Below are 12,447 nucleotides of genomic sequence, written 5' to 3' on the forward strand. Positions count from 1 at the left end.
CTAAATCCATGTTACGAATCAAAATGCTCTTGTAAATCGTTGACCATAACCACATCCGTAAGGTTATATTGCAGGGGAGTGATGGTAATATAGTTTTGTTTGTTGGCTTGTACGTCCGTGGGGAGTTCGGGGGGTAAGTAAATGTGTTCTGGTTGGTCTAGTTCTTCCACTAATTCCCCTGCTAACCAATAATAGGTTTTTCCGCGGGGGTCTGATCTTTTTTGGAAGTGTTCGATATATCTTCTTAATCCCTGTCTGGTGATTTTAATTCCTGCAATTTCTGATTCGGGGAGGGCGGGAATGTTGACGTTAAGAAGGGTTGAGTCGATGAGGGGTTTTTCTTGTAGTTGTTCTATTAATTTTAGGGCGAAGTTGGCGGCGGGTTGAAATTCTTTGATGGTGAAACTGGTTAGACTAAAAGCAATGCTGGTAATGCCTTCGATGGTGCCTTCCATGGCGGCGGATACGGTACCAGAGTATAGTATATCTGTTCCTAGGTTAGAGCCTTGGTTGATGCCTGAGAGGACGAAATCGGGGCGATCGCCCATAATGGCACTTAATCCGAGTTTAACACTATCGGAAGGAGTTCCAGAACAAGACCAAGCAGTGATACTGGGGTGATACAATCCTTCTATTTGTTCGGCTCTAATGGGGTGATGGAGGGTCAAACCATGACCAGTGGCTGATCTTTCAATGTCGGGGGCTACCACCGTTACATCATGTCCTGCCTTAGCCAAAGTGTCGGCTAGGGTACGAATTCCTTTGGCAAAAATACCGTCGTCGTTACTGATTAAAATACGCATCTAAATAATTGATAATGGATAATGGATAATAAAAGTCTGCTCAATAAATCAGAAATTAGAAGTATCAAGGGTTTAAGGATACTACTAGAAGTATTAAGGAATATATCAAAATTTAACAAAAAAACAGTTAAAAAAGCATAATAACAGATACTATACCAGTCAATTAAAGCAAGAAAACCATTTCCCATTCTCTATTGCCCATCTTCACTACTTCATTTTTTAAACACCGCCTAAGTAATGCTTTATTGTGACAATTTAATTTGTTGCCTAGGGGGAATGTTAGACGAAAATAACTAGATTATGATGTTTACTATCAAGCAAAACATTAAGTTGATAATTTAACCATTAACGAAAATCCTTTGTTATTTGTTTATTTTAGACTCTTTGAGCCTATCTAGTAAAATTACAACATATAAAATTAAAAAATAAAAAGTTATGAGTAATATAGAATCTAGTAAATATTTAAACCTTAAATCTTTAGCTGGGATGTGGGATTTTATTCCTACAGAATTTGGTGATACTTTGGCATTACAAGATCCTCATAGTAAGCCAGAATTGAAGTTAAGTTATCAGGAATTGCATAGCAAAATTAGACAGTTTGCTACGGCTTTACAGGGTTTGGGTATTGAGAAGGGGAATAAAATTTGTTTGTTTGCGGATAATAGCCCCCGTTGGTTAATGGCAGATCAAGGTATTATTATGGCTGGGGCGGTGGATGCGGTGCGCTCTTCGGGGGCAGAAAAAAATGAACTACTCTATATTTTGGATGATAGTGATAGTGTGGCGTTGGTGGTTCAAGATTTAGAGTGTTTACAAAAGTTGCGTCCTGAATTAGATACTTACCCTCTCAAGGTGGTTATTTTACTTTCTGATGAGGTATTTGAGGGGGATTTTCCCTGTCCTGTATATAATTTTTCTGGCTTCATGGATTTGGGAGTAGGGGCAAGTTTTACTTCTGTAGAGGGAGAAATTGATGATTTGGCAACTCTTATTTATACCTCTGGTACTACAGGTAAGCCCAAGGGGGTAATGTTAACCCACCGTAATTTGTTGCATCAGGTACGTAATTTGGAGATTATTATTCAACCAGCTAAGGGCGATCGCATCTTAACCATTTTACCTAGTTGGCACTCCTACGAAAGAGCCGCCGAATATTTCCTATTATCCCGTGGTGCGACCTTAATTTATACCAGTATCCGTTACTTTAAACAGGACTTGAAAGATTACAAACCTAACTATATGGTAGGTGTTCCCCGTCTTTGGGAGTCCATCTATGAAGGAGTACAAAAAAACTTCCGTGATAGTGGCAAACAAAAATTAGTTAACTTTTTCCTCGGAATGTCCCAAGGTTACTTAGACGGTAAACGAGCCCAATCAGGATTAGACTTACAAAACCTCAACCCTAGCGGTATGGATAAATTTGTAGGAACATTAAAAACAATAGTTTACTATCCTTTCCACGTGGTCGGTGATAAATTAGTTTATACCAAAGTAAGAGAAGGTGTCGGTAATAGCATTAAAGCATGGATTAGTGGCGGTGGCTCCTTAGCAAAACACATTGATAACTTTTTCCAAATAGTTAATATTCCCCTCTTAGTGGGCTATGGCTTAACGGAAACTTCCCCTGTAACCAATGCCCGTCGTATGAATCGTAATATTGTCGGTGCTTCTGGGCAACCTCTTCCCGAAACCGAAATTATGATTGTTGATCCTGAAACCAAAACTCCCCTACCCCAAGGACAAAAAGGACTCGTATTTATTCGGGGTACACAGGTAATGCAAGGATATTATAAAAAACCATTAGCCACCGCAAAAGCGATTAATGAAGATGGCTGGTTTGATAGTGGCGATTTGGGTTGGCTTACCTCCGATAATGACTTGGTAATTACAGGCAGAGCAAAGGATACTATTGTGTTGAGTAATGGGGAAAATATAGAACCTCAACCCCTTGAGGATGTGTGTGTGCGCAGTCCTTACATCGATCAAATTATGTTGGTGGGGCAAGATCAAAAATATTTGGGAGCTTTGATTGTACCGAATCTTGATGCCTTGAGTGGGTGGGCAAAAGAAAATAAAGTTTCCCTAAAAATTCCTGATGCTGGAGCGCCCAGAGAGAAGATAGAAAATAGTGATCTTTATTCTAAGGAGGTTATGAGCTTATTTAAACAAGAGTTAAACCGTGAGGTTAAAAATCGCCCTGGGTATCGTCCTGATGACCGTATCGCTGTTTTTGAGTTGATTTTAGAGCCTTTTTCTATGGCTAATGGTATGATGACCCAAACCCTGAAAGTGAAGCGCCCTGTTGTAACGAACCATTATCAGGATATGATAAACGCAATGTTTTAATGGAATTTATCGTTAATATAATTTTATGCAGTTAAATTTAAATACTTCTGGTTTAGTTCTCAAGCGTCCTGTTAATGTGAAGGTAATCGTTACCCCTGCATGGCAGGATGAGGCTCAAAAACAATTACAAAATCAGGTTAATCAGATTGATTCTCAACTCGCTCAACTTGAACAACAGGGGCAAAGGGCGATCGGTGAAATCCAAAAACAAGGTAGTATTCAAGCCGCCCAACAAATTGAAAATATCAATCAACAAGTTAATCAGAAAAAAAACGAACTTCTACAAAACAAAAATCAAATGTTGCAGCAAATGCAACAGGTTCAATTATTAGAACTTGGGCAGGAAGTTGTACAGGCTCAAATGGAGAGCTTTTTTGAGGTAAAAGAAGGAGATAATCTTGTGGAAAAACTCAATGTAGAAGTTGTCCTCAGAGATGGGGTAATAGAGGAAATTAGAGGTAAAGTTTAAATAATTAATCATCTAATTTATCTGGCTTCGCAGGGTGGGCATTGCCCACCAAAATAATTTTCGTAAAAGCTACAATTACCCACGAAAAATACTATTGCTATAATTCAGTTATTGATACAGTAAAACTAAATTCATAAGTGTAATTAATATGACTAGCAATAATTCCCCCAATCCTATCCAACAAGGTTTAAGAATCGCCATTGGTGCTACTGCCTCCGCAGTGGAGACAATCCAAGATAGGGAGCGACTTAACCAAAAAATTACTGAATTAACCAGAGATTTACAAGCTAGATCGGAAATATGGGCGCAAAAAGGAGCTTTGACAGAGGATGAAGCAAAAAAAATGATTGAAGATTTTTTCAATCAAAAAAATAATGTACCTAAGTCTTCTAATACCAAGCCCTCTGGTGGTTCAACTCCTTCTAGCCAAGATTTACGAAGTTTAACGCAGGAAGTAATTAACCTTCGAGAGGAGTTAAATAAGCTCAATAGTAAATCTTCTGAGAATTAATTAAGATTAAAAATCCAAAGCATCCTTATCATGTCTTAAATATATTCAAATTTTAATGGTGGGCATTGCCCACCCTACAAGTAACATATATAGTAAATTTATGATGTAAAGTCAGTTCATTAAGAATAAGATAAATTGGAAAAATTCAAATTTATTGATTTATTTGCAGGAATAGGGGGATTTCATTTAGCTTTTCATTCCTTGGGTGGGGAATGTGTCTTCGCTTCAGAAATTGACACTCATGCTAGAAAAACCTATCAACATAATTTCTATTCCATCAACCCAGAATTATTTGAAAAAGGGATGTTTAATGATGATATTCGCAAAATATCTCCCCAAGAAATTCCTGATTTTGACATACTATGTGCTGGATTTCCTTGCCAACCATTTAGCCAAGCAGGATATAAAAGAGGATTTAATGATAATCATAAATCAGAACGAGGAAATCTTTTTTTCAATATAGTTGATATTTTAGAAATTAAAAGACCAAAAGCATTTTTCTTAGAAAATGTCAGGGGTTTAATTAGTCATGATAAAGGTCAAACATTTAAAATTATTAGAGAAATTTTAGAAGAAGAATTAAACTACAGTTTTTATTATCAAATAGTCAAAGCCTCAGACTACGGGCTGCCACAATTAAGACCTAGAACTTTTATTATTGGCTTTAGAGATGAAGGATTTTTAAAAGGATTTAACTTTCCTCCGACTAAGCCTCTAAAATTTAATATGTCAGATGTTTGGGAAGGTCAATGTTCGCGGGAAATTGGTTTTACTTTAAGAGTTGGTGGACGAGGTTCTAACATTAATGATAGAAGAAATTGGGACTCTTATTTAGTTGACGGTGAAGTAAGGCAATTAATGCCTGAACAGGGGAAAAAAATGCAAGGATTTCCTGATAGTTTTGAGTTTCCTGTTTCCAAAAAAGAGGCTATGAAACAGTTAGGAAATAGTGTCGCAGTCGATGCCATTAGGGAATGTGGGAAAAGTTTATTAAATCATTTAAATATTATTGAATTGCAAAGTTTAGATATGAAAAAAACAAAAAATAAAGGTGAATGGACTGAAATATATTCATTTTTTAAGGTGATTAATGATAAAAAACTTACTTTATCAGATAAAGATTTAAATAACACACAAAACTACTTTTCTGTTTCTAAAGTATCTACTCTTAATTTGGATAAAGATATAATCTTAACTGATACTGATTTAGTTTTTATAGAGAATAAAATTACCAAGCAAAGAAAACAAGTTAATGTAAGAGAACTTATTAATAAGGACATTTTACAAGATTTAAGTCATCAGATTAAACAAAATAAAGGGACATTTGAAATTGATGATATAGTAGCAATACAAAATGAATTAGGAATTTCTATTATTAAAGGGGGTAGAAGTAATCAAAAAAGCGATATTGTTTTAGATATAAGTCAAGACAATTTCTGTAAAACAAATGAAGGATTCGGAATTAAGTCTTATTTAGGTAGTAAACCAACTTTATTGAATGCTTCTGGAAAAACTAATTTTATTTTTAAAGTTGGTAATTTATCTAAGGGAGATTTGGATAACATCAACAGCACTAAAACCTTAAAAGATCGTCTTAATAAAATAATTGAATTTGGAGGAATTTTTTATTTTCATCAAATTGAACAAGAAACGATGTCTTACAATCTTAGAATTATTGATTCAATGATGCCTGAAACTGTAGCACAAATGTTATTGGAGTTTTTTGTTGAGAGAAATAATATCCTCTCTGAAAATTTAGTTTCTGTTTATAATAAAGGATTATTAGATAATATTACTGATGATTTATCCTCTCTGACTATTAAAGTAAAACGATTTTTAGTTAGTGTTTTGTTGGGCTTTTTCGCTGGAACTAAATGGGATGGAAAATATGCTTCAAATGGTACAATAGTAGTTAAAGATGATGGCGAACAATTAGCTTTCCATATAATAGATCTTTCTTCTTTAGAGGACTATTTATTTGAAAATATAGTTTTTGACACTCCTTCAACAACTAGACATCGTTATGGTAAATTAATTTTAGAAAATGATGGTAATTTGTATTTTAAACTTAATTTACAGCTTAGATTTCGTTAATTTTGAAAAAACTTAAGTAAAAAATGTGTATGCTTTCCCAATTCCACTGAGTTGTTTTGGAAAGTGATAGAAATAATTGAGGTGGATTTTTATCCACCTTTTAGTTTAAATTAATCTTAATTTGCTTTTCTATAGATACTAAAAAAGAGCAAAAAATAAGGTTATTTAGGAGAAACATTATCACTTTTTTAGGTGATAACGGTGGGTTTGTCTCTATTGGTATATTTCTTGATGTGGGCGATTTCTTCTGCCACTTGAATTAAGTCACCGAGCGCCTCTTGGGTGTCTAAATTTTGCTTGGTGGTGTCAGGTTCATAACTTTCTAAATAAACCCTTATCGTGGCGCCTTTTGTGCCTGTGCCAGAGAGACGGAAAACAATTCTTGAGCCGTCGGTAAAGCCTATGCGGACTCCTTGTTTTTCTGATACACTACCATCTACAGGGTCAGTATAACTAAAGTCATCGGCATATTTGACGGTATATTTACCATAGGTTTTGCCCACGAGGGTATCGAATTGGTTGCGTAGTTGGTTGACTAATTCATTGGCGCCTTCACTGGCGACTTCTTCGTAGTCGTGACGGGAGTAGAAGTTGCGTCCGTAGGTTTCCCAGTGGGATTTGACGATTTGCTCGACGGATTCTTGTCTAACGGCGATGATGTTTAACCAGAAAAGCACTGCCCAAAGTCCGTCTTTTTCTCTGATATGATTGGAACTTGTACCGAAACTTTCTTCTCCACAAATGGTGGCTTTGTCGGCATCGAGGAGATTACCAAAGAATTTCCATCCTGTGGGGGTTTCGTAGCAGTCAATACCTAATTTTTCGGCAACTCTATCTACGGCTTCGCTGGTGGGCATGGAACGGGCAACCCCTGCTAGTCCTTGTTTGTAGCCTTTTACTAAGTGGGCATTAGCGGTAATAACTGCTAAACTGTCGCTGGGATTGACGAAGAAATGTTTGCCTAAAATCATGTTGCGATCGCCATCACCATCGGAAGCAGCACCAAAATCGGGAGCATTATCCCCAAAAAGAATATCCACTAACCCTTTAGCATAAACCAAGTTCGGATCTGGATGTCCTCCCCCAAAATCCTCGAGGGGAACACCATTTATTACGGTTCCAGTGGATGCACCTAATTTTTGCTCAAAAATTGCTTTTGCATAGGGTCCTGTGACGGCGTGGAGGGAATCCATGCACATTTTGAACTGACCACCAGTAAGCAGTTTTTTGATTAAATCAAAGTCAAATAGAGACTCCATTAATTCAGCGTAAGGCTTGACCGAATCTACCACTTCTACCTCCATATCACCTAGTTTAAATGAACCTTGGTTATTTAGGTTTATATCAGCAGATTCGAGGACAGAATATTCTTTGATGGTTAAGGTGCGCTGGTAAATGGCTTCGGTAACTTTTTCGGGAGCAGGACCACCATTAGTAACATTGTACTTAATTCCAAAGTCACCGTTTTCTCCTCCGGGGTTGTGAGAAGCTGAAAGAATAATACCACCATAGGCATTGTTACCACGGATAAGGCATGAAGCAGCAGGGGTGGATAAAATACCGTCACAACCCACCAAAACACGCCCTACACCATTGGCAGATGCCATTTTGAGGATAGTTTGGATGACCTGACGATTGTAATAACGTCCATCTCCTCCTAATACAAGAATTTTGCCTTTTAATTCAGGAAGACTATCGAAAATTGATTGAACAAAGTTTTCTAAATAGTGGGGTTTTTGAAATACGGTGACGGCTTTGCGCAAGCCTGATGTCCCCGGTTTTTGATCATTAAAGGGAGTTGTAGAGACTTTTATAATACTCATAAATAATCAATTTGATTACTCTATTGTGTTCCCTAAAAATGTTAACAGAAAGCTCCCACTAAAATTTAACTTAAATCTGTGGTTACATCTGAAGCCATTTCCTCCGTGGTTTCTTCACTAGCGGGGGGTACTAAAGCCACCGCTGCGATCGCATCATCCCCATCCAATTTCTGCACCCTTACCCCACTAGCGTTACGGGATTGGAGAGAAACTGCATTAACATCACAACGAATAATAATACCCCTTGTGGTGATAATCATAAACTCATCATCAGCATTGACGATGTGCAAAGCCGCTAATTCTTCCGTAGATTTACGGAAACGAATGGCTCTCAAACCTAAGCCAGCCCTTCTTTGTAGCCTAAACTGAGATACAGGAACTCTTTTGCCATAACCGCTAGTAGTTACCGCCAAGGCCCAGGGAGCATCTTTGGCCGTATCATTGGTTAATTCTTCTTCCGTGTCATTATCAGGCTCATTATCATCCGCCTCCCCAATGGTAGCCACCACCTGAGAAGGAATAATATCCATACTAATTAATTGATCTCCTTTCCGTAGCTTCATGGATTTAACCCCTTTAGCCGTACGACTGAGGGGGCGTAGTTGATCATTATCAGCGTGGAAATGGATGGCCATACCTCGACGAGAGCCAATTAAAATGCTATCTTCTGCGGTAGCTAGACGCACCCAACGCAACTCATCCCCTTCAGCGAGGGAAATGGCAATTAACCCATTACTGCGAATATTAGCAAAGGCAGAGAGGGCCGTTTTTTTGATATAACCATTTTGGGTTAACATGACCAAATATTCATGATCTGTAAACTCACTTACTGCGAGGATAGAGGTGATTTTTTCCTCCGAGGAAATGGGCAACATCTGGATGATGGGCATACCACGGGCGTTACGGGAACTTGAGGGGATTTGATAGGCGCTGAGGGCATATACTACGCCCCTATCGCTAAAGAAAAGAATGGTATCATGTTCGCACCCCGTCAAAAAGTGTTGTACCTCGTCATTTTCCTTCATTTTTGCCCCTGCTTTACCCCTAGTGGCTCGGTTTTGAGCTTCAAAGGTACTGACAAGCATTTTTTTCAAATAGCCTTGTTCGGTTAAAATAATGGCTACTTGCTCATTGGCAATTAAATCAATATCCACTAAATCTCCATCCCCTTGGATGATTTCCGTACGGCGAGGGGTAGCATGGATAGTTTTGATTTCGATTAATTCTTCTTCGATGATGGCATCGATTCTTTCTTTACGCTCGAGAATATCCCGTAAGTCAGTGATTTGAGTTAGTAAGTCTTGATGTTCGGCTTCTATTTTCTCGGCTTCTAGGGCGGTGAGTCTTCTTAGTTGCATTTGTAAGATAGCATCTGCCTGAAACTCAGAGAGGGATAAATCATCGACTAACTGTTGTTTGGCGTTAGCGCTATCGGCAGCACTGCGGATGAGACGAATTACAGCATCTAAGTTACCGAGCGCAATTAATAACCCCTGTAAAATATGGTCTCTTTCTTCAGCTTTACGGAGACGATATTGGGTACGGCGGGTAATGGCTTCTACCCGAAAATCGAGGAAGACTTCGAGGAATTTTCTGAGGGTTAAAAGTTGAGGTTCGTTACCTACCAATGCCAACATATTACAACCGAAGTTGCTTTGGATGGTGGTTTGTTTGTAGAGGTTGTTTAATACTACCCTAGCGTAGGCATCCCTTTTTAATTCTATGACAATGCGCATCCCGTTGCGATCGCTCTCATCCCTAATGTCAGAGATACCATCAATTTTTTTATCATTAACCAAATCAGCAATTTTTTCAATTAAAGAGGCTTTGTTGGTTTGATAGGGCAACTCCGTAACGATAATAGCTTCCCTATCCTGTCTGCCCCTTTGGGAAATAGTTTCAATACCAGCTACTCCCCGCATGGTTACCGAACCTCTGCCCGTGGTGTAGGCTTCTTTTATGCCTTGTCTGCCTAAAATTTGTGCCCCTGTGGGAAAATCAGGGCCGGGGATATACTGCATTAATTCAATGTCAGTAATTTCGGGATTATGAATCATGGCAATGGTACCATCAATCAACTCGCCGAGGTTGTGAGGAGGAATATTTGTGGCCATCCCCACCGCAATCCCTGTGGTACCATTTAACAACAGTTGAGGTACCCTAGCAGGTAAAACCACAGGCTCTTGTTGAGAGCCATCAAAGTTATCAATAAAATCAACGGTTTCGGCTTCAATATCTCTTAAAAGTCCATTGGTAGCCAAAGACTGTAAACGGCACTCTGTATAACGCATGGCCGCTGGTGGATCATTATCCACACTACCAAAGTTCCCGTGACCATTGATTAAAGGATTTCGCATAGAAAAATCCTGAGCCATCCTCACAAGGGCATCATATACCGCTGAATCACCGTGGGGGTGGTATTTACCCAAGACTTCCCCCACAACCCTTGCACACTTACGAAAAGGTCTTTCTGGGGTCAATCCTAGCTCATACATGGCGTATAAAATACGACGGTGAACTGGTTTTAAACCATCTCTTGCATCGGGCAAAGCCCTACCTACAATAACGCTCATGGCGTACTCTAGGTAAGAGTTTGACATTTCACTGGTTAGATTGGTTGGTACAATGCGTTCTTGGATGGAGGTCATATATATTTTGAGTCACGAAATTAATGCTATTTTAGCATAGATTAGCCCCTCAAAAATCAAGTGAGGGAATGGGGAATAGGCAATGGGGAATGGTGATAAAAAAAAGCGAGGCTGACGGCTAAATCAACCCCACTGATGATGAAAAATTTTTGCGAGAAAAAAATTTTCTTAGCTTATTTGTTGATGGCAATATCGTTTATTACCTGATTAGGTGCGATCGCACTTTCTAATACAGAACTACTAATCACAGAATTATTAGCTACGGTAACTACAGGATTAGAGAGAATACCAATCAAAGAAGTGGCAACCACCAATAAAACAAGAGATACTTGCATGGCGCGCATCCCTGGAAGATTCCAGCGCACGGGGGGGTATCTTTTGACCACTTCAGACATTTCTTGAGGTTCTTTTACTACCATCATTTTCACCACTCGAATGTAATAGTAGATAGAAATTACACTGGTGACGAGCGCCGTTAAAACTAAGCCATAAAGCCCAGCTTGCCATCCTGCCCAGAAAATGTAAATTTTACCGAAAAATCCAGCCAAGGGGGGAATACCGCCAAGGGAGAGTAGGCAGAGACTTAAACCAAGGGTGAGGAGGGGATCTTTTTGATACAATCCTGCATAATCACTAATTTTATCAGTGCCTGTTCTGAGGGCAAAGAGAATTACACAGGTAAACGCTCCAAGGTTCATGAATAGGTAGATAAAGAGGTAAAATATCATACTAGAATACCCTGCCTGAGAGTCGGCGACTAAACCAATCATCACAAACCCTGCTTGACCGATGGAGGAGTATGCTAACATTCTCTTCATGCTAGTTTGGGCAAGGGCTACCACGTTTCCTAGTACCATACTAAGGATGGCTAGGGCGGTAAAGATAAATTGCCATTGTTCGCCCATGGGATTAAAGGCGGTGGCGAGTAAGCGAATGGCTAGGGCAAATCCTGCGGCTTTTGAACCTACGGAAAGGAAAGCAACCACGGGGGTAGGAGAACCTTCGTAAACGTCTGGAGTCCATTGGTGGAATGGTACAGCGGAAATTTTGAAGGCGATACCTGCGATGACAAAAACGAGGGCAATGGCTAAACCTAAAGATTCTAAACCAGTGCCTGGTTGGATGGTAGAGGCGATCGCATTTATATCGGTTAAACCGCCAGAAAGTCCATATAACAAGGATAAACCATAAAGAAAAATAGCAGAACTAGCCGCCCCAATCAAAAGGTATTTTAAGGCAGCTTCATTGGAACGAGGATCTCTTTTCATGTATCCTGTCATCAGGTATGAAGAAATACTGAGCATTTCTAAGGATACAAAAATCATCACCAATTCCGATGCCCCACAGAGAAACATTCCCCCAAGGGTAGCGGTGAGCAAAATACAAATAAATTCTGCTAGGGCAGTGCCTGTATTTTCAATATAAGTAATGCTCATGGAGATGGTAATGGCTGCTGACAGTGCCACAATGATGCGGAATACTATACTGAGGTTGTCACCCACAAAAGAGCCTAAAAAGGATTGGGGGTTGGGATTATCCCAGCCCAACACTAGGGCTACCACAGACGCCAGTAAACCTCCAATGGCAAAGTAGGGCAACCATGAGGCGGCTTTACGTCCGAATATTAAATCTCCTATTAATACTAATAATAATGTAATGATTACAATTCCTTCTGGTAGAATTGCGATCGCATTTAATTGACTAGCGATTTGACTAGAAAAATCCATAATTAGTTGATTTTAAAACTATCAAT

8 protein-coding genes are annotated in these 12,447 nt (G+C 39.1%); 4 read left to right on the forward strand and 4 right to left on the reverse strand.

Translation table 11 applies throughout. The features are described 5' to 3' along the window. Nucleotides 1-11 precede the first annotated feature (11 nt). Nucleotides 12-803, reverse strand: coding sequence for a 5'/3'-nucleotidase SurE (surE, locus tag AA637_RS13590; protein ID WP_446683198.1), 792 nt, complete (start codon nt 801-803; stop codon nt 12-14). Nucleotides 804-1,238: 435 nt separating this feature from the next. On the opposite strand from surE, the gene AA637_RS13595 reads away from it, so the two are divergent. The 4 genes from AA637_RS13595 to AA637_RS13610 all read left to right on the forward strand — a co-directional run bounded on the left by AA637_RS13595 (nt 1,239) and on the right by AA637_RS13610 (nt 6,223). Next, a complete protein-coding gene (locus tag AA637_RS13595; protein WP_446683199.1) occupies nt 1,239-3,149 on the forward strand; it encodes a long-chain fatty acid--CoA ligase in 1,911 nt (636 codons plus the stop codon). Between the two features lie 25 nt (nt 3,150-3,174). After that, nucleotides 3,175-3,618, forward strand: a complete 444-nt coding sequence (locus tag AA637_RS13600; RefSeq protein WP_069791326.1) for a YlqD family protein — start codon at nt 3,175-3,177, stop codon at nt 3,616-3,618. Nucleotides 3,619-3,766: 148 nt separating this feature from the next. Next, the gene (locus tag AA637_RS13605; protein ID WP_446683200.1) at nt 3,767-4,129 is read left to right on the forward strand and encodes a hypothetical protein; all 363 of its coding nucleotides are present in this window, start codon (nt 3,767-3,769) and stop codon (nt 4,127-4,129) included. Between the two features lie 135 nt (nt 4,130-4,264). Then, a complete protein-coding gene (locus AA637_RS13610) occupies nt 4,265-6,223 on the forward strand; it encodes an HpaII family restriction endonuclease (protein ID WP_446683201.1) in 1,959 nt (652 codons plus the stop codon). A gap of 188 nt (nt 6,224-6,411) precedes the next feature. Here AA637_RS13610 and AA637_RS13615 read toward each other — a convergent pair whose 3' ends face one another. From AA637_RS13615 to AA637_RS13625, 3 genes are all read right to left on the reverse strand, one after another. Further along, nucleotides 6,412-8,046, reverse strand: coding sequence for an alpha-D-glucose phosphate-specific phosphoglucomutase (locus AA637_RS13615; protein ID WP_446683202.1), 1,635 nt, complete (start codon nt 8,044-8,046; stop codon nt 6,412-6,414). Nucleotides 8,047-8,111: 65 nt separating this feature from the next. Then, complete coding sequence (gyrA, locus tag AA637_RS13620; protein ID WP_446683203.1) at nt 8,112-10,694, reverse strand: DNA topoisomerase (ATP-hydrolyzing) subunit A; 2,583 nt, start codon at nt 10,692-10,694, stop codon at nt 8,112-8,114. 173 nt (nt 10,695-10,867) lie between these two features. Further along, entirely contained in the window at nt 10,868-12,421 is a 1,554-nt protein-coding gene (locus tag AA637_RS13625; RefSeq protein ID WP_446683204.1) for an NAD(P)H-quinone oxidoreductase subunit N, read from the reverse strand. Nucleotides 12,422-12,447: the final 26 nt, after the last annotated feature.

The organism is Cyanobacterium sp. HL-69, assembly GCA_002813895.1.
In the GTDB taxonomy this organism is placed as follows: Bacteria; Cyanobacteriota; Cyanobacteriia; order Cyanobacteriales; family Cyanobacteriaceae; genus Cyanobacterium.

What these genes read in the sequence shown, in the direction of transcription:
- surE (WP_446683198.1), bottom strand. Translation starts at nt 803, where the DNA reads ATGCGTATTTTAATCAGTAACGACGACGGTATTTTTGCCAAAGGAATT.
- AA637_RS13595 (WP_446683199.1), top strand. Translation starts at nt 1,239, where the DNA reads ATGAGTAATATAGAATCTAGTAAATATTTAAACCTTAAATCTTTAGCT.
- AA637_RS13600 (WP_069791326.1), top strand. Translation starts at nt 3,175, where the DNA reads ATGCAGTTAAATTTAAATACTTCTGGTTTAGTTCTCAAGCGTCCTGTT.
- AA637_RS13605 (WP_446683200.1), top strand. Translation starts at nt 3,767, where the DNA reads ATGACTAGCAATAATTCCCCCAATCCTATCCAACAAGGTTTAAGAATC.
- AA637_RS13615 (WP_446683202.1), bottom strand. Translation starts at nt 8,046, where the DNA reads ATGAGTATTATAAAAGTCTCTACAACTCCCTTTAATGATCAAAAACCG.
- gyrA (WP_446683203.1), bottom strand. Translation starts at nt 10,694, where the DNA reads ATGACCTCCATCCAAGAACGCATTGTACCAACCAATCTAACCAGTGAA.
- AA637_RS13625 (WP_446683204.1), bottom strand. Translation starts at nt 12,421, where the DNA reads ATGGATTTTTCTAGTCAAATCGCTAGTCAATTAAATGCGATCGCAATT.